The sequence below is a fragment of the Mesorhizobium sp. M0077 genome, assembly GCF_040322955.1.
Classification (GTDB): domain Bacteria; phylum Pseudomonadota; class Alphaproteobacteria; order Rhizobiales; family Rhizobiaceae; genus Mesorhizobium.
Genome location: NZ_JAMYUL010000013.1, coordinates 73,975 through 99,324 on the forward strand (window position 1 = coordinate 73,975; position 25,350 = coordinate 99,324).

The 25,350-nt window shown below is 63.8% G+C and carries 24 protein-coding genes; 12 read left to right on the forward strand and 12 right to left on the reverse strand.

Annotated elements, in window-relative coordinates; translation table 11 throughout:
* Positions 1–138: 138 nt before the first annotated feature.
* The gene (locus NKJ57_RS23280; protein WP_023730228.1) at positions 139–594 is read left to right on the forward strand and encodes a cyclic nucleotide-binding domain-containing protein; all 456 of its coding nucleotides are present in this window, start codon (positions 139–141) and stop codon (positions 592–594) included.
* A 164-nt stretch (positions 595–758) separates the two neighbouring features.
* Here NKJ57_RS23280 and xth read toward each other — a convergent pair whose 3' ends face one another.
* The 6 genes from xth to tesB form a co-directional block, all read right to left on the reverse strand.
* Positions 759–1,565 (reverse strand): exodeoxyribonuclease III, encoded by an 807-nt coding sequence (gene xth / locus NKJ57_RS23285; RefSeq protein WP_023670495.1) that lies wholly within the window; start codon positions 1,563–1,565, stop codon positions 759–761.
* Positions 1,566–1,763: 198 nt separating this feature from the next.
* Positions 1,764–2,444 (reverse strand): outer-membrane lipoprotein carrier protein LolA, encoded by a 681-nt coding sequence (locus NKJ57_RS23290; protein ID WP_023670496.1) that lies wholly within the window; start codon positions 2,442–2,444, stop codon positions 1,764–1,766.
* Between the two features lie 138 nt (positions 2,445–2,582).
* Entirely contained in the window at positions 2,583–5,252 is a 2,670-nt protein-coding gene (locus NKJ57_RS23295; RefSeq protein WP_352512776.1) for a DNA translocase FtsK, read from the reverse strand.
* A 344-nt stretch (positions 5,253–5,596) separates the two neighbouring features.
* Positions 5,597–7,027 carry an ammonium transporter gene (locus tag NKJ57_RS23300; RefSeq protein WP_023670498.1) on the reverse strand — a complete coding sequence of 477 codons (1,431 nt, stop codon included), beginning with the start codon at positions 7,025–7,027 and terminating at the stop codon, positions 5,597–5,599.
* A gap of 31 nt (positions 7,028–7,058) precedes the next feature.
* A complete protein-coding gene (locus NKJ57_RS23305; RefSeq protein ID WP_023670499.1) occupies positions 7,059–7,397 on the reverse strand; it encodes a P-II family nitrogen regulator in 339 nt (112 codons plus the stop codon).
* A gap of 218 nt (positions 7,398–7,615) precedes the next feature.
* Entirely contained in the window at positions 7,616–8,491 is an 876-nt protein-coding gene (gene tesB / locus NKJ57_RS23310; protein WP_023752696.1) for an acyl-CoA thioesterase II, read from the reverse strand.
* A 112-nt stretch (positions 8,492–8,603) separates the two neighbouring features.
* On the opposite strand from tesB, the gene NKJ57_RS23315 reads away from it, so the two are divergent.
* Complete coding sequence (locus tag NKJ57_RS23315) at positions 8,604–9,860, forward strand: ubiquinone biosynthesis hydroxylase (RefSeq protein WP_352512777.1); 1,257 nt, start codon at positions 8,604–8,606, stop codon at positions 9,858–9,860.
* On the opposite strand, the gene NKJ57_RS23320 is transcribed toward NKJ57_RS23315, so the two are convergent.
* Entirely contained in the window at positions 9,837–10,004 is a 168-nt protein-coding gene (locus NKJ57_RS23320) for a hypothetical protein (RefSeq protein WP_352512778.1), read from the reverse strand. The genes NKJ57_RS23315 and NKJ57_RS23320 overlap by 24 nt on opposite strands.
* A gap of 80 nt (positions 10,005–10,084) precedes the next feature.
* Entirely contained in the window at positions 10,085–10,615 is a 531-nt protein-coding gene (locus NKJ57_RS23325; RefSeq protein ID WP_023698376.1) for a hypothetical protein, read from the reverse strand.
* 402 nt (positions 10,616–11,017) lie between these two features.
* Between NKJ57_RS23325 and NKJ57_RS23330 the strand changes: the two genes are divergently transcribed.
* From NKJ57_RS23330 to NKJ57_RS23370, 9 genes are all read left to right on the forward strand, one after another.
* Entirely contained in the window at positions 11,018–11,989 is a 972-nt protein-coding gene (locus NKJ57_RS23330) for a substrate-binding domain-containing protein (protein WP_050587426.1), read from the forward strand.
* Positions 11,990–12,059: 70 nt separating this feature from the next.
* A complete protein-coding gene (locus NKJ57_RS23335; protein WP_352512779.1) occupies positions 12,060–13,586 on the forward strand; it encodes a sugar ABC transporter ATP-binding protein in 1,527 nt (508 codons plus the stop codon).
* Between the two features lie 17 nt (positions 13,587–13,603).
* Complete coding sequence (locus tag NKJ57_RS23340; RefSeq protein WP_352512835.1) at positions 13,604–14,590, forward strand: ABC transporter permease; 987 nt, start codon at positions 13,604–13,606, stop codon at positions 14,588–14,590.
* A gap of 1 nt (position 14,591) precedes the next feature.
* Entirely contained in the window at positions 14,592–15,572 is a 981-nt protein-coding gene (locus tag NKJ57_RS23345) for a sugar-binding transcriptional regulator (protein ID WP_023742132.1), read from the forward strand.
* Complete coding sequence (locus tag NKJ57_RS23350; RefSeq protein WP_352512781.1) at positions 15,562–16,557, forward strand: aldo/keto reductase; 996 nt, start codon at positions 15,562–15,564, stop codon at positions 16,555–16,557. Before NKJ57_RS23345 ends, NKJ57_RS23350 begins: the two co-directional genes overlap by 11 nt.
* A 77-nt stretch (positions 16,558–16,634) precedes the next feature.
* Positions 16,635–18,443 carry a glycerol-3-phosphate dehydrogenase/oxidase gene (locus tag NKJ57_RS23355; RefSeq protein WP_352512783.1) on the forward strand — a complete coding sequence of 603 codons (1,809 nt, stop codon included), beginning with the start codon at positions 16,635–16,637 and terminating at the stop codon, positions 18,441–18,443.
* Complete coding sequence (locus NKJ57_RS23360; protein ID WP_352512785.1) at positions 18,355–19,197, forward strand: class I fructose-bisphosphate aldolase; 843 nt, start codon at positions 18,355–18,357, stop codon at positions 19,195–19,197. The genes NKJ57_RS23355 and NKJ57_RS23360 overlap by 89 nt, the downstream gene beginning before the upstream one ends.
* Complete coding sequence (locus NKJ57_RS23365) at positions 19,190–20,728, forward strand: FGGY-family carbohydrate kinase (protein WP_352512786.1); 1,539 nt, start codon at positions 19,190–19,192, stop codon at positions 20,726–20,728. Before NKJ57_RS23360 ends, NKJ57_RS23365 begins: the two co-directional genes overlap by 8 nt.
* Entirely contained in the window at positions 20,725–22,332 is a 1,608-nt protein-coding gene (locus tag NKJ57_RS23370) for a GMC family oxidoreductase (RefSeq protein WP_352512788.1), read from the forward strand. The genes NKJ57_RS23365 and NKJ57_RS23370 overlap by 4 nt, the downstream gene beginning before the upstream one ends.
* 24 nt (positions 22,333–22,356) lie before the next feature.
* Here the strand turns inward: NKJ57_RS23370 and NKJ57_RS23375 are convergent, their stop codons facing one another.
* Together NKJ57_RS23375 and NKJ57_RS23380 are read right to left on the reverse strand one after the other, a co-directional pair.
* Positions 22,357–22,713, reverse strand: a complete 357-nt coding sequence (locus tag NKJ57_RS23375) for a YciI family protein (protein WP_023670506.1) — start codon at positions 22,711–22,713, stop codon at positions 22,357–22,359.
* Positions 22,710–22,925 carry a hypothetical protein gene (locus tag NKJ57_RS23380; RefSeq protein WP_023834681.1) on the reverse strand — a complete coding sequence of 72 codons (216 nt, stop codon included), beginning with the start codon at positions 22,923–22,925 and terminating at the stop codon, positions 22,710–22,712. The genes NKJ57_RS23375 and NKJ57_RS23380 overlap by 4 nt, the downstream gene beginning before the upstream one ends.
* A gap of 219 nt (positions 22,926–23,144) precedes the next feature.
* On the opposite strand from NKJ57_RS23380, the gene NKJ57_RS23385 reads away from it, so the two are divergent.
* Positions 23,145–23,570 (forward strand): OsmC family protein, encoded by a 426-nt coding sequence (locus NKJ57_RS23385; protein WP_023807689.1) that lies wholly within the window; start codon positions 23,145–23,147, stop codon positions 23,568–23,570.
* Between the two features lie 209 nt (positions 23,571–23,779).
* Here the strand turns inward: NKJ57_RS23385 and NKJ57_RS23390 are convergent, their stop codons facing one another.
* Positions 23,780–24,409: a YceH family protein gene (locus NKJ57_RS23390; RefSeq protein WP_023683887.1), complete on the reverse strand. Its 630-nt coding sequence runs from the start codon at positions 24,407–24,409 to the stop codon at positions 23,780–23,782.
* Between the two features lie 151 nt (positions 24,410–24,560).
* The gene (locus NKJ57_RS23395) at positions 24,561–25,340 is read right to left on the reverse strand and encodes a succinate dehydrogenase iron-sulfur subunit (protein ID WP_023670510.1); all 780 of its coding nucleotides are present in this window, start codon (positions 25,338–25,340) and stop codon (positions 24,561–24,563) included.
* Between the last annotated feature and the right edge of the window lie 10 nt (positions 25,341–25,350).

The following is a 25,350-nucleotide window of genomic DNA, read 5'->3' on the forward strand; positions in this document are numbered from 1 at the left end:
TCGGGGAGGATCCGGCTGGGGGAGCCTGGATCGGCCCGCTGCGCAGATTGAAGTGTTAGAGCGTCCTTTGCGCGTTCAATTGGACACGCGGCGCTCTAAGGGAGGGATTGGACTGACCGTTCGGGGACGCAGCTAGAGATGGCGCTGGATGACGACATCCGCATCCTGTCCGCCGTGAAGCTCTTTGAGGGTTTCACGCAGGAACAGCTGCGCCTGCTCGCCTTCGGCGCCGAAGCCACCCATCTGCAGGCCGACCGCAAGCTGTACCGCGAGGATGACGAAGCCGACTCGGCCTATATCGTGGTCAGTGGCCGCATCGTGCTCTACCGGGAGCAGGATGGCGACCGCATCCCGATCGGCACCGCCGGCCCCGGCACGATCCTCAGCGAACTGGCGCTGATCGCCGACTCAAGACGGCTGACCAGCGCCTCGGCCGAGACCGATTCGGAAGTGATAAGGTTGAGCCGCAAGATGTTTCGCCGCATCCTGGAGGAATATCCCGAAGTGGCGGTGAAACTGCACCAGCGCATCCTCGATGATTTCCAGGCCATGATCGCCCGCATCGAGAAGCTGGCGCCAAGGTTTGGCGGGTAGGTCCCCGCGACCGCGCTCACGCTTGGGTGTGTCGAGATTCAGGTCAGGCCGAGTCGAAAATGGCTGATACCGAGAACCGGAGCGGAGCGTACTCAAAGTACGCGAGCACCGGAAGCGCAGGTATCGGCCATTTGCAGGCCGGCCTCACCTGAATATCGGCCCGCCTAATCCAGGTCGAACCGCGCAATCACCGGCACATGGTCCGAGGGCCGCTCCCAGCCACGCGCCTCTCGCAGGATCTCATAGCCGGCAAAGCTCGGCACCAGGTTCGGTGACGACCAGACATGGTCGAGCCGGCGGCCGCGGTTCGAGGCTTCCCAGTCCCGCGCGCGATAGCTCCACCAGGTGTAGAGCTTCTGCTCTGGCGGCACGTCGAGCCGCATCAGGTCGACCCAGTCGCCGGCGATCCGCATCGCGTCGAAATTTTGCGTCTCGACCGGCGTGTGGCTGACGACGTTGAGCAATTGCTTGTGCGACCAGACATCGTGCTCCTGCGGAGCGATGTTGAGGTCGCCGACCAGGATCGAGGCTGACACCTCGTCATGCGCGGCGCGGATGGCGTTCATCTCGGCAACGAAATCGAGCTTGTGGCGGAACTTGCGGTTGATCTCCGGATCGGGCTCGTCGCCGCCGGCCGGCACGTAGAAATTGTGGACCAGGATTGCCTTGCCGCCGGCCTGCACCTTGACCGACAGATGCCGGCTGTCATCGATCTCGCAGAAGCGCCGTTTCTCGACAATCTCGATCGGCCGCCGCGCCACCGTCGCAACGCCGTGATAGCCCTTCTGGCCATGGAATGCGATGTGCTCGTAGCCGGCCTTGCGGAACGCCTTTTCCGGAAACAGCTCGTCGGGAACCTTCGTCTCCTGCAGGCAAAGCACATCGGGCGCCTGCTCCGTCAGCAGCCGCTCGACGATCGGCATGCGCAGGCGCACGGAGTTGATGTTCCAGGTGGCGATGGAGAAGGGCATGCGGCGGTCCGAACAAGGTCGCCGATCTACTGCCAGCCGAGCGCCACAAACACAAGCCAGCCTTTGCGGGCGGCGGCCCTGATTCAGGTCAGGCCGAGTCGAAAATGGTGGTCTCCGAGAACCGGAGCGGAGCGTACTTAAATCACGTGAGCACCGGAAGCGCAGGAGATCGCCATTGGCAGGCCGGCCTCACCGCATCTAGCGCTGGTTGGTGTTCAGCTCGCGGTTCGCCGCATAGTCGATGGCAAAGGTGTCCGCAGGGAAGCTGACGCCTTCCTTGGTGTTGTAGATCATCACCGTGGTGTCCTTGCCCTGCGCGTCGGTGATGGTCCACTGGCGCAGATCATAGGATTTCGGATCGAACATCATGGTGATCTTCGAATTGCCGAACACCGACTTGTCGGCAAGCTGGATGGTGGTGAGGTCGCTCTCTTCCTTGATCGATTTCACGCGGCCCCCCGAGAGGTCGATCTTGGTGTCGAGCAACAGCTTCAGCGGCGTCTTCGACAACGGATAGAGATCGGACGTTTTCAGCCGCTTGTTGAGGATGACCACCGACTTGCCGTCGGAAATCACCCGGAAATTCGATTTGCCGTCATAGTTGAAGCGAATCTTGCCTGGCCGCTCAAGGAAGAACTTGCCGCCGGTCTGCTGGTTGTTGGGGCCGAACTGGACGAACTCGCCGCTCATCGATTTGACCGAGGAGAAATGGTCGGCGATCTTTTGCGCCGTCGGCGGCACTGCCGCCTGCGCCGAGGCCAAGAGCTGGAACCCCGGCACGACGTTGATGGCCGCGGCGCCGGCAAGCATCAGGCCAAGGCCGAGCAACTGGCGACGGTTTGGAGCGAAATCGCTGATCGCGGAAAGATCGTTTTTCATGCCGGTCACTCTCGTGTGGTGTGTGTCTCGTTGCAGTCCGTGGACCCCCAGTTAGACTTAAGTTTGGCGGACCGGACAGCGCTCAGTCGCTGTAACGCGCCAAAAGGTTCAAGGTTGCCGCCGGGCCGTATCGGCTGATCAGAACTTGTCGTCCTCGGTCGGCACCAGGATTTCGCGTTTGCCGGCATGGTTGGCCGGGCCGACAATGCCTTCCTTCTCCATCTTCTCGATGATCGAGGCGGCGCGGTTGTAGCCGATGCCGAGCCGGCGCTGGATATAGCTGGTCGACGCCTTGCCGTCGCGCAGCACGACCGAGACCGCCTGGTCGTAGGGATCGTCGGAATCCTCGAAATTGCTGTTGCCGCCACCGCCAGCGCCGCCCTTGCCCGACGGCTCGTCATCGTCCTCGCCGTCATCCTCGGTGATGGCGTCGAGATATTCGGGCACGCCCTGCAGCTTCAGATGGGCGACGATCTTCTCGACCTCGTCGTCGGCGACGAACGGGCCGTGCACGCGCTGGATGCGGCCGCCGCCGGCCATGTACAGCATGTCGCCCATGCCGAGCAGCTGCTCGGCGCCCTGCTCGCCCAGAATGGTGCGGCTGTCGATCTTCGACGTCACCTGAAAGGAGATACGGGTCGGGAAATTGGCCTTGATGGTGCCGGTGATGACGTCGACCGACGGACGCTGCGTCGCCATGATGACATGGATGCCGGCCGCGCGCGCCATCTGTGCCAGGCGCTGCACCGCGCCTTCGATGTCCTTGCCGGCGACCATCATCAAATCGGCCATCTCGTCAATGATGACGACGATGTAGGGCATCGGCTCGAGATCGAGGTTCTCGGTCTCGTAGATCGCCTCGCCGGTCTGGCGGTCGAAGCCGGTCTGCACGGTGCGCGAGATTTTTTCGCCCTTCTTTTCAGCCAACTGCACGCGCGCGTTGAAGCCGTCGATGTTGCGCACGCCGACCTTGGACATCTTGCGGTACCGGTCCTCCATCTCGCGCACCGTCCATTTCAACGCCACCACGGCCTTCTTCGGGTCGGTGACCACCGGCGTCAGAAGGTGCGGGATGCCGTCATAGACGGAAAGTTCGAGCATCTTCGGGTCGATCATGATCAGCCGGCAGTCCTGCGGCGTCAGCTTGTAGAGCAGCGACAGGATCATGGTGTTGATGGCGACGGACTTGCCGGAGCCGGTGGTGCCTGCGACCAGCACATGCGGCATCTTGGCGATGTCGACGATCACCGCCTCGCCATTGATGGTCTTGCCCAGCGCCAGCGCCAGCTTGGACTTGGTCGTCTCGAAATCGCGGCTGGCCAGGATCTCCCGGAGATAGACGGTCTCGCGCTTGGCATTCGGCAATTCGATGCCGATGGCGTTGCGGCCGGGCACCACGGCGACGCGGCAGGCAATGGCGCTCATCGAGCGGGCGATGTCGTCGGACAGGCCGATGACGCGCGACGATTTGATGCCGGGCGCCGGCTCCAACTCATAGAGCGTGACCACCGGGCCGGGCCGTACCGCGATAATCTCGCCCTTGACGCCGAAATCCTCCAGAACGCCTTCGAGCAGGCGCGCATTCTGCTCCAGCGCGTCCTTGGACAGGCTGGCGTCGCGCACCACGTTCTTCGGCTCCGACAGGAAATGCAGCGACGGCATTTCGAATGTTTCCGAGCCGATCAGCGAGGTCTGCGCCTCGCGCTGAACGCGCGCGCCGGGAGCGGGACGCGGCGCAGGTGCGGCGACGCGGGTCGCCGCATCTGACCGGAAGTTTTGCACCTTGGCGTTCGGCGCGGCACGGCGCGGGACCGGCTCGTCGTCGAGTTCGACCTCCTCGTCGCCATTGTCGAAACCGGCATCGAGGACGTCGTCATCGTCCGGATCGACGGAAACGCTGCGGTCATTGACCATGGCGGCGAAGAATTCCGGCTCGACGCGGGCGCGGCCATCCGGGCTCATCCGCGCTTCGGCGAATTCCGCTGATTCGACCCGTTCGGCGGCGCGGCGCCATGCGGTGGAGCGCTGCTCTATCTCCGGCTCGAACTCGTCGCGCTCCTGCTGGCGGCGCACAGCCCGGCGATGCATCCAGGCGCGGAAAGACAGCCACCAATGGGTAATGGCGCCGAGCGCCAGTATCCCTTCGTCGCCCTCGTCGTCGTCTTCGTCGAAGAGCAGGTCGTCCTCTCGGGGATCGGGCTCCGCGGTGCGCTCCATGACGGCAAAGCCGTTCTTGCGCGCAATCAGCGCCGAGCCATAGGCAAACAGCCACAGCGCCGGCGCAATGAGCACCATGGCAATGACGCTGGCAACGATGCCGGTCGGGTAGCCGCCAATGACCAGGCCCGGAATATTGAGCACCATGTCGCCGAACACGCCGCCGAGGCCGGTCGGCAACGGCCAGGTCTTGGGCGGCACCACGCAGCCGGCCATCGCCGCCGCGAGCAGCGCGAAGCCGAACCAGGCAAGGCCGCGCTTCGGCAGCCTGTCGACGCCGCGCGCCGAAAACAGGAGAAAGCCCCAGATCACCGCCGGCACCAGGGCGGCGACCGCGGCAAGGCCGAAGAACTGCATGGCGAGGTCGGAGAATACCGCGCCCGCATAGCCCATGGCGTTGGTGACGATGTTGTCGGTGGCGTGCGAGAAGCTGGGATCGGCGACGTTCCAGGTCGCCAGCGCCGCGACGCCAAAGGCGACCAGCGCAAACAGGCCGGCGCCGACCAGCCGCCCGACCTGGCGCCGCGCGAATGCCTGGATGCCGTGCCCCGTATCGGTCAGCGCGAGCGGTGCTGAAGCCCCTGAACGCATGCTTCGTTCCCCGTCTGTCATGGACTGGCCGGGCGCATGACGCACTCCGGCAGATTCGGATGTCAGACTATCGGGGGGAAGGTTAAGGCCGCATTAACTATACGCACCCAGAGCCACGATCTTGCTCACTCCACTGTAGGCAGTCTCAACAGTTCGGAACCAATCCGGTCGACGTCTCCCCGCCAGCGGCCATCATAGAACGTGATTGCGCAGGGACCGAGGCCTGCCAGCACGGTTGCCAAAAAGAGAGGCCCGGAATGACCCGGGCCTCAAAGCGTGAACTCCTTTCGGGAGCGTCACGACGGGATGGGAGAATGCGGGCGGCCGAGGCCGCCCCGCAAGGCTTACGAGTGGTAGGCCGCTTCGCCATGCGAAGTCAGGTCGAGGCCTTCGCGCTCGGCGTCGGCTGTCGGACGCAGACCGATGATCAAGTCGACGACCTTGTAGAGGATTGCGCTGCCGATGCCCGACCACAGCAGGGTTACCAGGACGCCTTTGCCCTGCGCCAGGAGCTGCGTGGCCGTGCCGGCATAGCCGGCGGCGAAGTCGGCCGTCGAATAGTCGACGATGCCGGCGCCGCCGAGGGCGGGATTGACCAGAATGCCAGTGCCTAGCGCACCGATGATGCCACCGACGCAGTGGACGCCGAAGACATCGAGGCTGTCATCATAGTCGAACGTGTTCTTCACCACCGAGACGAAGAAGTAGCAGACGAAGGTGGCGACGATGCCAAGCACGATAGCGCCCATCGGGCCGGCAAAACCTGCAGCCGGCGTAATCGCGACGAGGCCGGTGACCGCGCCCGAAACAGCGCCGAGCATGGAGGCTTTGCCGCGCAGCAGCGATTCAAGCACGATCCAGGCCACTGCCGCCGCCGCCGTGGCGACGAAGGTGTTGATCATCGCCAGCACCGCATAGGCGTTTGCTTCGAGGTTCGAACCGGCGTTGAAGCCGAACCAGCCGACCCACAGCAATGAAGCGCCGACCATGGTCAGCGTCATCGAGTGCGGCGCCATGATGTCCTTCTTGTAGCCGATGCGCTTGCCGATCATCAGCGCGCCGACGAGACCGGCAATGCCCGCATTGATGTGAACGACCGTGCCGCCGGCGAAGTCGATGGCGCCGAAGCTGAAGATCAGGCCGGACGGGTCGGCATAGGCGCTCGGGCCGCCCCAGAACCAGACCATGTGCGCGATCGGGAAGTAGATTAACGTCACCCATAGGATAACGAAAAGGATCAAGGCGGAGAATTTGACGCGTTCGGCGAATGCGCCGACGATCAGGGCGGGCGTGATGCAGGCGAAGGTCATCTGGAAGACGACGAACACCAGTTCAGGAATGGCGACGCCCTTGCTGAAGGTTTCCGAAAGTGTCGATACGTTGACGCCGGAGAGAAACATCTTCGAAAGGCCGCCGACGAAGGCGTTGCCCGGGGTGAAGGCGAGGCTGTAGCCGTAGAAGACCCAGATGATCATGACCACGCTGGTGATGGTGAAGACCTGCATCAGCACCGACAGCATGTTCTTGGTACGAACCAGGCCGCCGTAGAAAAGCGCAAGGCCGGGAATGGTCATCAACAGCACCAGCACGGTGGAAATCATCATCCACGTGGTGTCGCCCTTGTCGACGGTAAAAGCCGGCGCTGCTGGCGCTGCCGCCGCGACGGCGGGAGCCGCCTCCTGCGCGAAGGCAGCAACCGTGCCCAATGCTCCGAGCGCTAAGGAGCCCAGCAGCGCGGAACGCGCCACTGACTTCAAGGTGGAAGGTATATTCATTGAACTCTCCATTGGAATACGTGTTCGCCGCTCAAAGTGCGTCGGTGTCTGTTTCGCCGGTACGGATGCGCACCGCCTGATCGATGCCGAAGACGAAGATCTTGCCGTCGCCGATCTGGCCGGTCTTGGCCGCCGCCGTGATGGCTTCGACGGCCTTGTCGACCAGGTCTGTGCTGACCGCGACTTCGATCTTGATTTTCGGCAGGAAACTGACCGCGTATTCCGCCCCGCGATAGATTTCCGTGTGTCCCTTCTGACGCCCGTAGCCTTTGACTTCGGTGACGGTCAGGCCCTGGATGCCGACGGCGGTGAGCGCTTCGCGCACCTCGTCGAGCTTGAACGGCTTGATGATTGCCATCACGATTTTCATAAGGTTTCACCCTTTGCTGTTGCGGTCCCCCGCGTTTGCACACCTTCACCGATCCCAAAAAGCCCGGAGAGTGCCCAACAGGATTCAAGCTCCGTGCCAGTTGCCGAAGCAGGGTGTTAACTCATTGTAAACAAACGGATCGCTCGAGTCCCGGCGCCACGGTGCGCACTGTCAACGGACAGTCACTGATTAAAAAGTAGGCAATTTTTCGAAAATGCCTATTCCGCAGGCGGCCGCTTCAGCCGGATCAGGCCTTCCTGGGCAACCGAGGCGATCAGCGTGCCGTCGCGGGCAAACAGCGAGCCGCGGGTGAAGCCGCGCGACCCCTGCGTCGACGGGCTGTCCTGCGTGTACAGGATCCAGTCATCGAGCGGATGGCGGCGATGGAACCACATCGCATGGTCGAGGCTCGCCGCCTGGATGTCGCGGTCGAAAATGGCGCGGCCGTGTGCAAAGGTCGAGGTGTCGAGCAGCGTCATGTCGGAGAGGTAGGCAAGCACCGCCGCCTGGATGCCGCGGTCGGCCGGCACCGGGCCGGTGGTGCGGATCCAGATGTTCTGCTGCGGCTCCAGCTTTTCGCGGCTGGTGTAATGCTTCAGCATCACCGGCTTCATCTCGATCGGCCGGTCACGCTCCCAGTAGCGCTTGATGCCGTCCGGCACCGCCTCGCCGAACTTGCCCAGCAATTCGCGCTGCGACAACAGGCTGTCGGGCGGCGGCACGTCGCGCGGCATCGGCAGCTGATGCTCAAGGCCAACCTCGTCCTGCTGGAACGAGGCTTCCAGCGAAAAGATCGCCTGGCCGTGCTGGATCGCCACCACGCGCCGAGTGGCGAAGGAGCCGCCATCGCGGATGCGGTCGACCTCGTAGACGATCGGCACCTTGGTGTCGCCGGGCCGCATGAAATAGCCGTGCAGCGAATGCACGTGGCGCTCGGGCTCGACGGTGCGCTGCGCGGCGACCAGCGCCTGGGCGATGGTCTGGCCGCCGAAAACGCGCTGCCAGTCGAGCTTGGGGCTGCGACCACGGTACAGATTGTGTTCCAGCTGCTCGAGGTCGAGAATGCTGAGAAGCTCGTCCATGGCCGCCGTCATGCTTCGTGACCTCGCCGTAAGATGCTATGGCGGTTTCCGACAGGAATGGCGGGCAGTCAAGGCCGGAATGCCCCAGTGGGCGGGGATGGTCGAGACTTCGGAGGGAATTGACATGGCGAACCGCAACCCGGACGCAAAAACCCCGCTCGACGTGCTGGTCGCTGGCGCCGGCTATGTCGGCCTCGCCGCCGCCGTGTCGCTGAAACAGGCGCGGCCGAACCTGGCTGTCGCCGTCGTCGATGCCGCGCCCCCCGGCGTCTGGCAGAAAGACGGCCGCGCCTCGGCGATCGCCGCCGCCGCCTGCCGCATGCTCGACCAGCTCGGCGTCTGGCAGGAAATCGTCGGGCAATCGCAGGCGATCACCGAGATGATCGTCACCGATTCGCGCACCGCCGATCCGGTGCGTCCGGTGTTTCTCACCTTCGATGGCGAGGTCGCGCCGGGCGAACCGTTCGCCCACATGGTCGCCAACAAGGACCTGAACAGCGCCTTGCGCCGCCGCGCGCAAAAGCTCGGCATCGACATCATCGAAGGTGTCGCGGTCGCATCGTTCGACGGCAATGGCGCCGGCATCACCGTGCATCTGGCCGACGGCGCGGCGATTGAGGCGCGGCTGCTGGTCGCCGCCGACGGCGTCAATTCCAAATTGCGCGACATGGCCGGCATCAAGACGGTGAAATGGGAATATGGCCAGTCCGGCATCGTCTGCACGGTGGCGCATGAGCGCCCGCACAATGGCCGCGCCGAAGAGCATTTTCTGCCGGCCGGCCCGTTTGCAACGCTGCCGCTCAAGCCCACCGAGGACGGCACCAACCGTTCGTCGCTGGTCTGGGTCGAACGTTCCGAGGATGCCGAAAAGCTGGTCTCGGGCGACGACCTCGTCTTCGAGCAGGAGCTTGAATTGCGCTTCGGCCTGAAGCTCGGCGAAATCCGCGTCACCGACAAGCCGCGCGCCTGGCCGCTCGGCCTGACCATCGCGCGCGCCTTTGTCGCCCCGCGCGTAGCACTTGCCGGCGACGCCGCGCACGGCATCCACCCGATCGCCGGCCAGGGCCTCAATCTCGGCTTCAAGGATGTGGCGGCCCTTGCTGAAGTGGTGGTCGAGGCCGATCGCTTGGGACAGGATATCGGCGCGCTCGACGTGCTCGAGCGCTACCAGCAATGGCGCCGCTTCGACACGGTGCAGATGGGCGTCACCACAGATGTGCTGAACCGGCTGTTTTCCAACGACATCGGCCCGCTGCGCCAGCTCCGCGACATAGGCCTCGGCCTTGTCGAACGGATGCCCAGGCTGAAGGAGTTCTTCATCCGCCAGGCGTCGGGGTTGTCCAACGGCACACCGCGACTATTGAAGGGGGAGGCGATCTAGCAGCCAGACAAGGTAGTAGAAGACCACAATGGCGACCAGCGTGCCGACCACCAGCCTGCCGGCGTGGGATTTGCGCAATCTGTCACCAAACAGCATGCCGATCAGATCGGCCAATTCCGCAGCCACGTACGCAATTGCTTCCATCTGTGCCTTGACGGTTTGGGGGTACCGTCCCATTGATGTGGGGACGACCGCCTTCCGTTCAAGATCAATGTTGACCGAGGTCAGTTGACCTCAAACCCCAGCTTCTGCCGCAGTCGCAGCATGCGTTGGTCGGCGACCTTGAAACTCTGCTCGCCGCTCTTGGCAACACGATCCAGCATCTGCAGCAGGTCTTCGCGCTCATGCGGATCGAGGCGCTCGCGCAGGAAGGGCGCCAGCTTGTCGATGACGATCGTCGTGTCGTCGATCTGCGCCGCGGCCCATTTGGCGTAGACGACGGCTTCATCGGTCTTCTTCTGGTTGTCCGCAATCTGCGAGATCACCTCGCGGATAACCGTTTCGCGCTTCGGCAGGATCGGACCATGCTCCGCCGCGATTGCCATGATCAGCGTTGCTGCCGCCACCACCGGATCGTCGATCGCCGTCAGCGGCGACAGCGCCGCCTGCTTGCGCAGCTTCTTGCGCCTTATGTTGCCCTGGACGCGGCCGACGACGTCGGCGACCTCGCGCGCGGCTTCGTTCATGGCCTTCATGCGATACCACCAGAACGCCCCGGCTCCCAGCACGCCGAGAATAGCAATCAGGAAAGGCATGTCGAATTCCCCCGAAAATTGCGGCGACGATAGGAGAACTCCGGCGTTGCTTCAACACGCAAGAATTGTATCTGATGAGAAAACAGAGCTGGCCCCCTAATCATCCAGACGCCGAGATCGGACGTCCTGGGTTCAGGTCGCTCGTCACGGGCATCTGATGGTGCAACCGCTTGGCGATAACGCCGACTTCGCATCCACCCCACCCACCTGCAAGATATTTCACATACTGATATTTCGTTCGCCATCATTGACATGCCATAAATCCCGCCGTATTCAATCTCGCCAGAGATTTCATCTTATGAAATTTCTTGCAAAGCTGATGCGACGAGGCTTTCATCGTCGGGGAACCCGGAGGAGAGAATGAACAGGATTGGGCTGGTGGGCGCGCTGAGCGCCGCTGTGATGACGTTGACCCTGGCGATGCCAGCGTCGGCAGAGAGCAAGTTTCAGTGCAAGCCGGATGAGACCTACGTGATGAACGTCATGGTCTCCGCGCATCCCTATTGGGTGCCGGTCTATCAGGGCTTCAAGCAGGCGGCTGCGGCGATGGGCTGCAAGACAGTGTTTTCGGGCACGCCGGACTATGACATCGCCAAGCAGATCGCTTCCTTCGAACAGGATCTGATCAAGAAGCCGGCCGGCGTGCTGCTGCACCCGATGCAGGCCGATCCGTTCATCGAGCCGATCAACCGCGCCATCGAGAACGGCACCACCGTCGTCACCTTCGCCGCCGACTCGCCAAAATCCAAGCGCGTCTCCTACATCACCTCGGACAATCTGGCGGAAGCCAAGTTTGCCGCCGAGGAGATCGTCAAGCAGGTCGGCGACGACGCCGAATATGGCGTGCTTGAGAACCCCGGCCAGAGCAACCACGATCTGCGCGTCACCGCCTTCATCGACTATCTCGCCAAGAACTATCCGAAGATGAAGCTGGTCGGACGCCAGGCCTCCAATCAGGACGCCAATGTCGCCAACAAGGCGGTGGCCTCGATGCTGCAAGCCAACCCGAACCTCAAGGCGCTGTGGATTCCGGAAGCCGGTTCGGCCGAAGGCGCGGTCGCGGCCGTTCTCGAAGCCAAGGCCAAGGTGCTGATCATGCACGCCGACATCACCCCGGCGACGCTGGAGCAGATCAAGGCCGGCAACATCCACATGGCGCTGAGCCCGAACCAGGGCATGCAGGGTTATCTCGGCTTCGTAGCCACCTTCATGGCGGCGCATCCGGAGCTGATCGACCCGTTCAACGACTACAAGACGTCGGGCCACAACCCGATGAGCATCCCCTTCGCCGATAACGGCTTTGCCGTCATCACCAAGGAGAATGCCGACTCGTTCGACCTGAACAAGTACATGCAGGGCCGCGATCCCAGCTAATCGCGTCCATCAGGCAATCGCGCCATCCGGCGCGGTTGCCTTATCCCTCCCTGAGCAGGTGAGCACACAAGTGGAAAAACCGGCCCTCCTCAAAATATCCGGCCTCAGCAAATCGTTCGGCCCTGTCCGTGCGTTGCGCGATGTTGGTTTCGAGCTGCGCGCCGGCGAAATCCACGCCATTGCCGGCGAGAACGGCGCCGGCAAGTCGACGCTGATGAAGGTGATCGACGGCATACTGCCGCCCGACGGCGGCGACATCCAGATCGACGGCCGCTCCGTTTCGATCCGCTCGCCGCTGGTGGCGCAAAAGCTCGGCATCGGCTTCGTGCACCAGGAGATCGCGCTGTGCCCCGATGTCTCGGTGGCGGAAAACATCTTCATGTCGATCACCAACGCCAGCAAGGCTTTGCTGATGAATTACCGTGACCTCGAGAAGCGCGCTGCCGCGATCCTGGCGCGGCTTGGCAACATCGATCCGACCGCGATGGTGCGCAGCCTGTCGATCTCCCAGCAGCAGCTGGTCGAGATCGCCAAGGCGCTGACGCTCGATTGCCGCATCCTCATCTTCGACGAGCCGACCGCCGCGCTGACCGAGCGCGAGGCCAAGAAACTGTTCGAGATCATCCACCAGCTTGCCGGCGAAGGCATCGGCATCATCTACATCTCGCATCGCATGGCCGAAATCTTCGAAAACTGCGACCGCGTCACGGTGCTGCGCGACGGCCGGTACATCACCACGCTCGACATATCGGCGACGACGCCAGAACAGGTGGTGGCGTCCATGGTCGGCCGCGTCATCGACAGCCTCTATCCCGAGAAGCTGCGCGGCGACGAGCGGTCCGAGGAAATTCTGCTCGAGGTCAGCAACCTCTGCGAGACAACCACCTTCCGCGACATTAGCTTCCAGTTGCGCAAGGGCGAAATCCTCGGCATTGGCGGCCTGATCGGCGCCGGTCGCAGCGAGATCGTTCGGGGTATCTGCCGGCTGGAGGGTCAGGTGACCGGCAATGTCAGCCTGCATGGCAAGCCGCTGTCGCTGACCCATTATGGCGACAGCATCGCCGCCGGCATCGTCTACCTCTCCGAGGACCGCAAGGGTGACGGGCTGTTCCTCGACATGTCGATCGCCGCCAACATCTCGGCGCTGGCGGTGGATCGGATCTCGACGCGCTTCGGCCTCATCAACGACCGCCGCGAGAAGCAGCGGGCGGAAACCATCGGCAGGCAGCTGTCGCTGAAATGCGGCCATGTCGGCCAGCCGGTTTCGACGCTCTCGGGTGGCAACCAGCAGAAGGTGGCGATCGCCAAGATGCTATCGGTCGACCCGAAGGTGATCTTCCTCGACGAGCCGACGCGCGGCGTCGATGTCGGCGCCAAGGCCGAAATCCACCGGATCCTGCGCAAGCTGGCGCGCGACGGCGTCGGCATCGTGGTCATCTCGTCGGAACTGCCGGAACTGATCGGTGTCTGCGACCGGGTGCTGATCGTACGCGAGGGACGCATCACCGGCGAGGTCACCGGCGCGGAAATGACCGAAGAAAACATCATGGTCCTGGCATCGCTTGCCGATGACGGCCGGCAACGGAGCGCCGCATGAGCATCGTGGGGGAAAGCATGGACAGCGTGACGCCGCCGGCCCGCATCGGGTTCGGTGAAAGGCTTGGCGGCCTGATCAGGATGCGCGAGACCGGTCTGATCCTCATCATCGCCGTGCTCTTTGCGGTCATGTCGTTCGCATCGCCGTACTTCCTGACCTGGGACAATATGCGGGCGATGGCGATGGCCTTCGCGGTCGAAGGCATCGTCGTCGTCGGCATGACGATCCTTCTGATCTCAGGCGGCATCGACCTTTCGGTCGGTTCGGTCACCGCACTCGCCATGGTCATTGCCGGCCTGCTCTTCCTCGGCGGCGTCGACCCCTGGCTGGCATCATTGATTGCAATAGCGGCCTGTGCAGGCATCGGCGCCTTTATGGGCTTCTTCGTCACCAAGGTGGGATTGCACCACTTCATCGTCTCTCTGGCCGTGATGGTGATTGCGCGCGGGCTCTGCCTGCTCGGCACCGGCGGCCGCCCGCTCGGGCTCTATACCCTGCCGCCCGAGTTCAAATTCATCGGCCAGGGCGCCATTGGCGGCATTCCGGTCGTCATCATCATCTTCATCGTCTTCGTCATCCTGTCCGACTTCATGCTGCGCCGCACGACGATGTTTCGCAAAGTTTTCTACACCGGCAGCAATGAGAAGGCCGCCGCCTATTCCGGCATTCGCACCAAGAAGGTCGTGTTCCTGACGACAACTTTGTGCTCGACGCTGTGCGGCTTTGCCGGCGTGATCTACATGGCCCGCTTCGGCTCGGCCCAGCCGACCTTCGGCGCCGGCATGGAGCTGAACGTCATCGCCGCCGCGGTGATCGGCGGCGCCAGCCTCACTGGTGGCTCCGGCACCATTCTCGGCGCCATCCTTGGCACCATCCTGCTCTCCGTCGTTTCAAGCTCGCTCGCTCTGCTCGACGTGTCCGTCTATTGGCAGGACATCATCCGCGGGTCCATTCTGCTGACGGCGGTCACCGCCGACTACCACTTCAACAAGCGGCGGGGCTGAGATGGCGGACGGCAGGGAAGATTTCGAGGCGATCCGGCAGATCCACACCGTTCTGGTGCTGCACTTCGTCGACGGCATGAAGCAGAACGACATTGCGGCGGCGCTCAACCTTTCGGCGTCGAAAGTCAATCGGCTGATCGCGCAAGGGCGCAAGCTCGGCATGCTGAGGATCGCGGTCGAGAGCCCGTTCCAGCGCCTTGTCGACATCGAAAAGCAGCTGATCGAGGTCGCGCAACTGGCAGCCGCGATCGTGACGCCGACCGTGGCCGGCAGTCCCGACAGCACGCTGCAGCAGGTGGGGCGCGCGGCGGCCAACCAGTTGCTCGAGACCTTGCGCGACGGCGACGTCATCGCCATTACCGGCGGCAAGGCGATCAGCGCGCTGGTCGAAAACCTGCAGCCCGAGCGCGCCTTCGACGTCACCGTCGTGCCGCTGACCGGCGGCGTCCAGGGCAAGCACTATACCGACGTCAACCATCTGGCGACGCGGCTGGCCGAACGCCTCGGCGGCACCAGCATGCTCTTGCATGCGCCACTCTTTGCCGAAAGCCGCGAGCAGCGCGATCTCCTGCTGGACATGGCCTCGGTGCGCGAGATCTTCGACCTGGCGCGCAAGGCGGCGATCGCGCTGGTCGGCGTCGGGTCGATTCAGACGCCGGGATCGAGCTACTACGACCTCCACCCAGGCCTCGATCCCGACCGCGAAAAACTCGCCGCCAGCGGCGCGGTCGGCGAGTTCCTTGCGCATCTGATCCGCGACGACGGCACGCTGGCCGACTACCCGCCCAATGACCGCCTGGTGGCGCTGGCGCCTTCGGAACTTGGCCGCTGCCGGTCGGTGATGGGGGTGGCCAGCGGCGCCGAAAAGATCTGGCCGATCCGTGCCGCGCTTCGCGGCAACTATCTCAAATCACTGGTCGTCGACGAAGAGACGGCCAATGCAGTCCTGAGCAATGCGGGGAGCATACGCAATGTCGCCTGAAATGTTGACGCGCACCATTGGCGCGTCGGGAATATCCGCCTCCGCGATTGGCCTTGGCACCTGGGCCATTGGCGGCTGGATGTGGGGCGGCACCGACGAGGCGCAATCCATCGACACCATCCGCGCCTCGATCGATGAAGGCGTTTCGCTGATCGACACCGCGCCGGCCTACGGCAAGGGGCTGTCCGAGGAAATCGTCGGCAAGGCGATCAAGGGCCGCCGCGACAAGGTCGTGCTCGCCACCAAGCTTGGGCTGATCTGGCACGCGAAAAAGGGCAATCGCTTCTTCGACTATGACGGCGCGCCGGTACATCGCTATCTCGGCGCTGACTCTGTCGTCTACGAAGTCGAGCAGAGCCTGCGTCGCCTCGGCACCGACCATGTCGACCACTACATCACCCACTGGCAGGATCCGACGACGCCGGTCGCTGAAACGATGGAAGCGCTCGACCGGCTGAAAACCCAGGGCAAGATCCGCTCCATCGGCGCCAGCAATGTCAGCGTCGCCGATGTGAAGGCCTATCTCGCGGCCGGCCAGCTCGATGCGGTCCAGCAGGAATACAGCATGGTTGCGCGTGACATGGAACAGGATCTCTTGCCCTTCTGCGCCGGGAACAACGTGTCGGTGCTCAGCTATTCGTCGCTGGCGCTCGGTCTGCTCTCGGGCAAGATCGGTCCCGACCGCGTCTTTACCGGCGACGACCAGCGCAAGGACAATCCGCGCTTCTCGCAGCCCAACCGCCGCAAGGTGGCAGCGCTGATGGAAGCGATCAAGCCGAGTGCCGAGGCGCACGGCGCCAGCGAGGCGCAGGTGGTCATCGCCTGGACGCTGCAGCAGCCCGGCATCACCTTCTCACTCTGCGGCGCGCGCAGCCCGCAGCAAGCCAGGGAAAACGCGAAGGCCGGCCGCATCAAATTGTCGGGACAGGAGATCAACCAGATCAGTGAGGCCGCCAGCCGCCATCTGACCAATCTCGACGCCTGACCGCCACCAGTAACCCGAACCAAGTTGAGCTGCCGTCCACCGGACGGCAGAACGGCCCAACCTTGCCCGGCAAAGCCATGCCTGATCAGAGAACCGTCATCCTCGACACGATCCGCCGCAACGGCGCGTTCGATGTCGTCGTCATGGGCGGCGGCATAAACGGCATCGGCGTTTTCCGCGAACTGGCGCTGCAGGGTCTGAGGGTGCTCTTAGTCGAACGCAATGATTTCTGTTCGGGCTGCAGTGCCGCCCCTTCGCGCATGATCCATGGCGGCCTGCGCTATCTCGAGAATGGCGAGTTCGGCCTGGTGCAGGAATCGCTGCGCGAACGCGACGCGCTGCTGGCCAATGCGCCGCATATGGTGCGGCCGCTGCCGACGACAATTCCGATCCGCTCCGTCTTCTCCGGGCTGATGAACGGCGCGGCAGGCTTTCTCGGGCTTTCGGAAACGCCTTCCAGCCGCGGCGCGCTGGCGATCAAGGCGGGCTTGGCGCTCTACGACTGGACGACGCGCAAGCGCCGGGTGCTGCCGCGCCACAATTTCCGCGACGCCAAGGCGACCTTCGCGCAATGGCCGGCGCTCGACCCCAAACTGCGCTTTTCCGCCACCTATTACGACGCCTGGATCAGCTACCCCGAACGGCTCGGCATCGAATTGCTGCTCGATACCGCACGCCTGCTGCCCGACAGCCTCGCGCTGAACCGCGCCGAGATTGCGCGGGCGGGATCGGCCTTCGAGCTCACCGAGACGGTGGGTGGTGAAGGTTTCATCGTGACCGCCAAGGCGATCGTAAACGCGACTGGCGCCTGGCTCGATTCGGCGATCGCCCGGCTCGACTCCTCCGAAAAGCCCGCGGCGCCCCTGGTCGAGGGCACCAAGGGCTCGCACCTCATCCTCGACAATGAGCCGCTGTACCAGGCGCTCAGTGGCCACATGATTTTCTTCGAGAATGCCGACGGCCGCGTCTGCATCATGTTTCCCTATCTCGGCAAGGTGCTGGTCGGCTCGACGGACATCCGCGTCAGCGAGGCCGGGCGCGTGCGCTGCGAACCGGCCGAGACCGACTACATATTGGCGGCGGCGCGGTTGGTATTCCCGTCCATTCCGGTCCGTGCCGCCGACGTCGTCTTCACCTATAGCGGCATCCGGCCGCTGCCGAAGAGCGACCATGCCTTCACCGGCAGGATATCGCGCGGCCATTCCGTGCATCGCATAGCCGGCGACATCCCGCAGTTCTGCATGATCGGCGGCAAGTGGACGACCTTCCGCGCCTTCGCCGAACAGGCGGCCGACGACGTGCTGGCCGAACTTGGCCGCGAGCGCGTTTGCAGTACGCTGGCCCTGCCGATCGGCGGCGGCCTCGGGTTCCCCGAGAATCCGGCATCGCTGGCAACCGAGCTGGCGGGTGAGTTCGCGATCAGTGCCAACCGCGCCGCCTATCTCATCGATCGCTACGGCAGCGGCGCGCGCGACATCATCCTGTTCTGCCTCGGTCGTCCCGACGACACCAGGCTCGACGACAGGACCGAAACCACGACGGCCGAGATCGTCTATCTCGCCCGGCATGAGTTCGTGACCTGCCTCTCGGATGTTGTCTTGCGCCGCACGTCGCTTGCCATTGCCGGCGACATCTCGACGGTATCAATCGAGCGCATCGCGGATGCACTGGCCGCCGAACGCGGCTGGAGCGATCCGCACCGCGACGAGGAGATAAAAAGTCTCATCGCCGAACTCGACACCTATCACGGCGTCTCGCAAGAGATGCTCGACCAACGCACGATCCCAGGAGCAGAACATGAAAGTCAGCACCAAGGCCCGGATGAACCGGATGTTCACCAACGGCAATTGCCTCGACGTGGCGCTCGATCACGGCGTCTGCAATGAACCGGGGTTTCTCATCGGCCTGGAGGACATGCCACGTGTCATCGACACGCTGATCGCGGCAGGGCCCGATGCGCTGCAGCTCGCCTATGGCCAGGCCGATCTGCTGCAATCGCGACCGGACAAGGGCAAGCCGGCGCTGGTCATGCGCATCGACATGGGCAACCCTTACAATGCACAGCGCCACCGGGTGATGTGGTCGATGCTGCAGAACCATGACGAGCCGATCATCGGCGCGCTGGAAATGGATGCCGCCTGCGTCGTCGTCAATCTGTTCATGCTGCCCGACGAGCCGGAACTGTTTCGCCAATGCGTCGAAAACATCAGCAAGGTCCGCGCCGCCTGCCATCGCTACGGCATGCCGTTGATGATCGAGCCGCTGGTCATGCTGCCCAACGATATCAGAGGCGGCTATCAGGTCGACGGCGATGCGGAAAAGATCGTGACGCTGGTGCGGCTCGCCGCCGAAATGGGCGCCGACATCATCAAGGCCGACCCCACCGAGCACGCGGAAGATTTCCACCGCGTCGTCGAGGCGGCACGCGTGCCGGTGCTGGTGCGTGGCGGCGGCAAGGATGATCTCAAGACGGTGCTGGCAAAATCGTCAGCCCTGCTCGGACAAGGCGCCAAGGGGCTGGTCTATGGCCGCAACATCTATCAGCATGCCAATCCGAAGGCGGTAGTGAGTGCGTTGATGGCGATGATCCACAACGACGCCGGCGGCGAAGAGGCTTGGGACATCTACAACAATGGCTGATCAAGCCGCCTATCTGCTCGGCCTCGACGCCGGCAACACCATCATCAAGGCGGTGCTGTTCGATCATACGGGACGGCAGATCGCCATGCATGCGGTCGCCGGCCGTTCGCACACGCCGCAGCCGGGCTATGTCGAGCGCGACCTCGGCGGCATGTGGGCCGCTGCGCGCGACGCCATACGCGCCTGCATTGCGCAGGCCGGCATCGATGCCCGCGAGATCGCCGCCGTCGGCTGCGCCGGCCATGGCAACGGTCTTTATCTGGTCGACCGTGCCGGCGAACCGCTGATCGGCATCCAGTCGCTCGACACGCGCGCCGCCGGCATGGCGTCGACGCTGGCCTCGCGCAACGCCGCAGCGCTGCACGCGATCTGCCTGCAAAAGCCGTGGCCGGCGCAGACGCCGACCTTGCTGGCCTGGGTCAAGCAGCATGCGCCCGACCTTTATGCCGCGGCCGGCACAGCGATGCTGTGCAAGGATTTCATCACTTTCCGCTTGACGGGCGAGCGCGTCAGCGATGTCTCCGACATGTCCGGCTGCGGCCTCGTGCGCATGCCCGAAGGCGTCTATGATTCCGAGCTTCTCGCGCTCTATGGCATCGAGGATGCGCAGGCCAAGCTGCCTCGGTTGCTCGACAGCGCCGACATCGCCGGCGCGGTCACCGCGCAAGCGGCTGAAGAGACCGGACTGGCGGAAGGCATGCCGGTCATCGCAGGCTATTTCGACGTCGTCGCCAGCGCCATGGGGGCGGGCGTCGTGCGCCCCGGCGAAGCCTCTGTTATCGCCGGCACCTGGTCGGTCAATCAGGTCTTCTCCACCGCGCCGGTCGTCGACCCAGATGTTTTCATGGTGGCGCGCTTCGGTCCCGGCCGCTTCGTCAACATCGAATCCAGCGCGACATCGGCCGCCAATCTCGAATGGTATGTACGCGAATTCGTCGAGCGCGGTGCCCATTATGACGATCCGTTCGGCCACTGCAACGCGGCTGTCGGCGCGGTGACGCCAACCTGGGACGATCCGATGTTCCACCCGTTTCTCTACGGGTCGGGACAAGGGGCGGAGTTCCGCGCCGGCTTCTACGGCCTCGCCGGTTGGCATAGGGAAGGCCATATGCTGCGCGCGCTGTTCGAGGGCGTGATGTTCGAGCACCGGCGCCACATCAATGTCCTGAAGGACGCCGGTGTCAGCTTCGACAAAGCGGTGCTGTCCGGCGGCGGTTCGCGCAGCGAGCACTGGCCGCAAATCTTCGCCGACGGGCTTGGCGTGCCGATCACCGTCCCTGAAGCACGCGAGACCGGCGCACTTGGTGCGGCGATCGGCGCCGGGGTCGCGGCCGGCCTGTTCGCCGACTATGAGGCCGGCGTCGACGCCATGACCCGGTCAAGCGCCGCCTATCGTCCGAACCCGGCCATGCAGGACCATTACAACAGGCGTTATCGCGCCTATTGCGGCCTTGCCGATACGCTGCGATCGTTCTGGGCCGAACAGGCGGCAGAACCGAGTAGAACACCGCCGAGTAAACCACCGCAATGACCCAACGGCTCGATGGCGACTACGACTACATCATCGTCGGCGCAGGCACCGCTGGCTGCGTGCTGGCCAATCGCCTGAGCGAAAACCCGGCGACGCGTGTGCTGCTGCTCGAGGCCGGCGGCAGCGACAATTATCACTGGGTGCATATCCCGGTCGGCTATCTCTATTGCATCGGCAATCCGCGCACCGACTGGATGATGAAGACTGCCCCCGAAGCCGGCCTGAACGGCCGCTCGCTGGTCTATCCCCGCGGCAAGGTGCTGGGCGGCTGCACCTCGGTCAACGGCATGATCTACATGCGCGGCCAGGCGGCGGACTACGATGGCTGGCGGCAGATGGGCAATGTCGGCTGGGGCTGGGACGATGTGCTGCCCTACTTCCTCAAATCCGAGGACCATCACGGCGGCAAGACCAAGCTGCACGGTTCCGGCGGCGAATGGAAAGTGGCGCGGCAACGCCTGTCCTGGCCGATCCTGAACACGGTGCAGGAGGCGGCCAAGGAATTCGGCATCATGCCGCGCGAGGATTTTAACGACGGCGACAATGAGGGGTCCGGCTTCTTCGAAGTCAACCAGAGCAAGGGCGTGCGCTGGAACACAGCCAAGGCATTCTTGCGCCCGGCGCTGCGACGGCCGAACCTGAGGCTGGTCGTCAACGCCCATGTCGAGACGGTGTTGTTCGAGGGCAAGCGTGCTATCGGCGTTTGTTATCGCGCCGGCGGCCGAACCATTGAGGCAAAGGCCAGGAGCGAGGTGCTGCTGACCGCCGGTTCGATCAACACGCCGAAACTGCTGGAGCTTTCCGGGGTCGGCGAGCCGGATCGCCTCGCCGCGCTCGGCATCGATGTGGTTCACGCCAGCCCCGATGTCGGCGAGAACCTTCAGGACCATCTGCAGATCCGCACTGTCTACAAAGTGTCGTCGGCGCTGACGCTCAACACGCTAGCCAACAGCCTGCGCGGCAAGGCGAAGATCGCGCTGCAATATGCCTTTGGCCGCTCGGGACCGATGTCGATGGCGCCGAGCCAGTTCGGCATGTTCTCGAAATCCGGTCCGTCGATGGCGACGCCGGACCTGGAGTACCACGTCCAGCCCTTGTCTACCGACCGGCTGGGCGACCCGCTGCACCCGTTCCCGGCAATCACCATGTCGGTCTGCAATCTGCGGCCCGAGAGCGTCGGCTCGGTGCACGCCACGACCCGCGACCTGGCGGTGCAGCCGGAAATCCGGCTGAACTATCTCTCGACGGTGCGCGACCGCGAGATCGCGCTGCGTTCGGTGCGCCAGGCGCGCGGCATCATGACCGCCAAGGCTCTTGCCGGCTTCCATCCGGAAGAAATCCTGCCTGGTCTCGCCCACCAGTCGGACGAGGACCTGCTGCACCAGATCGGCTCGATCGCGACGACCATCTTTCATCCGGTCGGCACCTGTAGGATGGGTGTCGACGGCCGCGCCGTCGTCAGCCCGGACCTGCGCGTGATCGGTGTCGAGGGCCTGCGCGTCGTCGACGCCTCGATCATGCCGCGCATCGTCTCCGGCAACACCGCCTCGCCAGTGGTGATGATCGCCGAGAAGGCGGCGGATATGATCCGCCGGCCTGCATAGATGTGTGAGGGAGCGGGGGCTAGTTTAAGACCCCGGCACGTCGTAGATCGCCCTGACTTCGACGGTGCCGATTTCGGCCAGCGGAATTTTGCCGGCGATCTCCAGCGCCTGTTCGAGAGTGTCGGCTTCGATCATGACGAAACCAAGCAACTGCTCCTTGGTTTCGGCAAACGGACCGTCAGTGATCAGCCGCTTGCCTTGGCGCCGCCGCACCGTCTTCGACGTCTTCACCGATTGCAGCGCCTGCGCGATGATCAGCTTGCCTTGCTGGTCCAATGACCGATCATAGGCCATCGAATCGGCGTCGAGCTTGGCCAAACGCTCCGGCGTCATGGCATGGAGGTCCTTTTCCTCGCCGTAGACCAGACAGACATATTTCATTTCCAGCTCCCTTGCTGTGACGAAGCATATGCGATCACGGCGCCGGCGGCATCCCTGCCGGCAGCAGCGTGGTCGAGCACGCAGACCGCAATGCCGATCACAGCGACCGCAGCAAGCAGCCGGCCGAAGCCGGAAGGTCGCGAGCACTCGATCTCGTGTAGACGCGCGCTTTTGTCGGCGTCGTTCCAATGGGCAGAAAACAGATTGTTCATCTTGGATCTCCATCCGCCACGAGAATCCGTGGACGCTCGCAGGACGGCCGGCGCCGATGCAAGTCGACATTTTTGCACGCACATTTTTCAGAAAAGATTTGCAGGGCTCGCCGGCGTCGCATCCGGCCGAAACAGCGCGGTGGTCTTCCCCTGCCGCCGCGCTATAGTTGGAGGGAACGCCGCGTGGCCGGCGCTGTCGCTGTAATCAAGGAGAATCTTATGGACCGCACCGCAAACGCCGTCTGGAAAGGCAATCTGAAGGAGGGCACGGGCACGCTCGACAGCCAGAGCGGCACCTTGAAGGGCACGCCCTATTCGTTCAAGGCTCGCTTCGAGGACGAGAGCGGCAAATCCGGCACCAATCCCGAAGAGTTGATCGCGGCGGCACACGCCGGCTGCTACGCCATGCAGCTGTCGCATTTCCTGGCCGAGAACGGCACGCCCGCCACCGAGCTCGACGCCAAGGCGGTGGTGACGCTGGTGCCCGGCACCGGCATCACCGGCAGCGCCATCACCCTGATCGGCAAGGTGCCGGGCATCGATGCGGCGAAGTTCAAGGAACTGGCCGAGAAGGCCAAGGCGGAGTGCCCGGTTTCGAAGGCACTGGGGGCCATCGCAGTGTCGCTCGACGCGAAGCTGGGGTGATCCGCCGATTTTGCCCGGGGTAGCGATTCTTCGCGCCCCCCTCTGCCCTGCCGGGCATCTCCCGGGGAGATTGGAAGCTCGGTAGCTGGCACTTTCTTTCGACGTTCGTGATTGGCGAAGGCCGGCGTGACACCTGATCTCCCCACTTGAGGGGGAGATGGCCGGCAGGCCAGAGGGGGGTGCTGTCCCACCAACGTCTCGGATAACTATTAGGCGCCCAGCGCATCAAGCCGGGCGCGAAGGGCTGCGACTTCCTGCTCCAGAGCCTCCAATCTCGCTTCCAGGTCGGAAGCAGGCAAGGCCGGCGCGCTCCGCTGCACCGATAACGCCGCGACGTCCACCGGTCCTGCGAGCAGATGCACGTAGCGGTCCTCGCGCTGGCCTGGCCCGCGCGGTATTTCCTGGATCAGCGGCGGTCGGCGGCCGATCAGCATGTCGAGTTCAGCGCGCAGGTCTTCGATCGACGAAAACCGCGCCATGCGCTCAGCTCGCGCCAGCAACTCATGCGCCGTCTGCGGCCCGCGCAGCAAAAGCAGGCCGATCACCGCAGTCTGCGGCCTCGTCAGCGAGAAGCGCTGCGCCATCTGATGCTCATAGCGCTCGACGCGCGAGCCGAACATCTGACGCACCAGCCCCTTCTGCTCGAGCAGCTTCAGCGTCCGATGCACCTCTGTCGGCTCGAGCGCCATCACAGGCTCGCGCGCCGTCTTCTGGTTGGCGGCTGCAAGTGCTGCATTCAGCGTCAGCGGATAGACATCCGGCGTCAGCTCCTTCTTCTCGATCAGGCAGCCGAGCACACGGACTTCGATCGGATTAAGGATTGGAAGCTCTTCGCTCATTGGGTTGAGTATCCTTTCTAGCGCCGGCGAGACAGCGCCCACCTCTCTGTCCTACCGGATATCTCCCCACCCGTGGGGAGATGTCCGGCAGGACAGAGGGGCGCGCGAAGGATCGCCGCGTTCGAGATTGCCGCGAGCGAACTCGCCTCAACTAAACCCGCCGCTCCACCATCATCTTCTTGATCTCGGCAATCGCCTTGGCCGGGTTGAGCCCCTTCGGGCAGGTCTGGGCGCAGTTCATGATGGTGTGGCAGCGGTAGAGCCGGAACGGGTCTTCGAGATCGTCGAGCCGTTCGCCCGTGGCTTCGTCGCGGCTGTCGATCAGCCAGCGATAGGCCTGCAGCAACGTCGCCGGGCCGAGATAGCGGTCGCCGTTCCACCAATAGCTCGGGCACGAGGTCGAGCAGCAGGCGCACAGGATGCACTCGTAGAGCCCGTCGAGCTTTTCGCGATCCTCATGGCTCTGCAGCCATTCCTTGGCCGGCTCTGGCGACACTGTCTTCAGCCATGGCTGGATCGAGGCGTGCTGGGCGTAGAAATTGGTGAGGTCGGGCACCAGATCCTTGACCACCTGCATATGCGGCAGCGGGTAGACCTTGACGGCGCCGGAAATGTCGTCGCAGCCCTTGGTGCAGGCCAGCGTGTTGGAGCCATCGATGTTCATGGCGCAGGAGCCGCAAATGCCTTCGCGGCATGAGCGGCGCAAGGCAAGCGTCGGATCGATCTTGTTCTTGATCCAGAGCAGCGCGTCGAGCACCATCGGCCCGCAATCGTCCATGTCGACGAAATAGGTGTCGATGCGCGGGTTCTCGTCATCGTCGGGCGACCAGCGGTAGATGCGGTATTCCCGCAGGTTGGTGGCGCCCTCCGGCTTCGGCCAGGTCTTGCCCGGCTGCACCTTGGAGTTCTTGGGAAGCGTGAGTTCGACCATTACCTCAGAT

Coding starts and splice junctions, on each gene's coding strand:
- xth (WP_023670495.1), bottom strand. CDS start 1,565: ATGCCCTTCTCCATCGCCACCTGGAACATCAACTCCGTGCGCCTGCGC.
- NKJ57_RS23325 (WP_023698376.1), bottom strand. CDS start 10,615: ATGCCTTTCCTGATTGCTATTCTCGGCGTGCTGGGAGCCGGGGCGTTC.
- NKJ57_RS23295 (WP_352512776.1), bottom strand. CDS start 5,252: ATGCGTTCAGGGGCTTCAGCACCGCTCGCGCTGACCGATACGGGGCAC.
- NKJ57_RS23305 (WP_023670499.1), bottom strand. CDS start 7,397: ATGAAAATCGTGATGGCAATCATCAAGCCGTTCAAGCTCGACGAGGTG.
- NKJ57_RS23345 (WP_023742132.1), top strand. CDS start 14,592: ATGGCGGACGGCAGGGAAGATTTCGAGGCGATCCGGCAGATCCACACC.
- NKJ57_RS23375 (WP_023670506.1), bottom strand. CDS start 22,713: ATGAAATATGTCTGTCTGGTCTACGGCGAGGAAAAGGACCTCCATGCC.
- NKJ57_RS23300 (WP_023670498.1), bottom strand. CDS start 7,027: ATGAATATACCTTCCACCTTGAAGTCAGTGGCGCGTTCCGCGCTGCTG.
- tesB (WP_023752696.1), bottom strand. CDS start 8,491: ATGACGGCGGCCATGGACGAGCTTCTCAGCATTCTCGACCTCGAGCAG.
- NKJ57_RS23395 (WP_023670510.1), bottom strand. CDS start 25,340: ATGGTCGAACTCACGCTTCCCAAGAACTCCAAGGTGCAGCCGGGCAAG.
- NKJ57_RS23315 (WP_352512777.1), top strand. CDS start 8,604: ATGGCGAACCGCAACCCGGACGCAAAAACCCCGCTCGACGTGCTGGTC.
- NKJ57_RS23390 (WP_023683887.1), bottom strand. CDS start 24,409: ATGAGCGAAGAGCTTCCAATCCTTAATCCGATCGAAGTCCGTGTGCTC.
- NKJ57_RS23330 (WP_050587426.1), top strand. CDS start 11,018: ATGACGTTGACCCTGGCGATGCCAGCGTCGGCAGAGAGCAAGTTTCAG.
- NKJ57_RS23320 (WP_352512778.1), bottom strand. CDS start 10,004: ATGGAAGCAATTGCGTACGTGGCTGCGGAATTGGCCGATCTGATCGGC.
- NKJ57_RS23355 (WP_352512783.1), top strand. CDS start 16,635: ATGCCTGATCAGAGAACCGTCATCCTCGACACGATCCGCCGCAACGGC.
- NKJ57_RS23385 (WP_023807689.1), top strand. CDS start 23,145: ATGGACCGCACCGCAAACGCCGTCTGGAAAGGCAATCTGAAGGAGGGC.
- NKJ57_RS23350 (WP_352512781.1), top strand. CDS start 15,562: ATGTCGCCTGAAATGTTGACGCGCACCATTGGCGCGTCGGGAATATCC.
- NKJ57_RS23280 (WP_023730228.1), top strand. CDS start 139: ATGGCGCTGGATGACGACATCCGCATCCTGTCCGCCGTGAAGCTCTTT.
- NKJ57_RS23370 (WP_352512788.1), top strand. CDS start 20,725: ATGACCCAACGGCTCGATGGCGACTACGACTACATCATCGTCGGCGCA.
- NKJ57_RS23360 (WP_352512785.1), top strand. CDS start 18,355: ATGAAAGTCAGCACCAAGGCCCGGATGAACCGGATGTTCACCAACGGC.
- NKJ57_RS23365 (WP_352512786.1), top strand. CDS start 19,190: ATGGCTGATCAAGCCGCCTATCTGCTCGGCCTCGACGCCGGCAACACC.
- NKJ57_RS23380 (WP_023834681.1), bottom strand. CDS start 22,925: ATGAACAATCTGTTTTCTGCCCATTGGAACGACGCCGACAAAAGCGCG.
- NKJ57_RS23290 (WP_023670496.1), bottom strand. CDS start 2,444: ATGAAAAACGATCTTTCCGCGATCAGCGATTTCGCTCCAAACCGTCGC.
- NKJ57_RS23340 (WP_352512835.1), top strand. CDS start 13,604: ATGGACAGCGTGACGCCGCCGGCCCGCATCGGGTTCGGTGAAAGGCTT.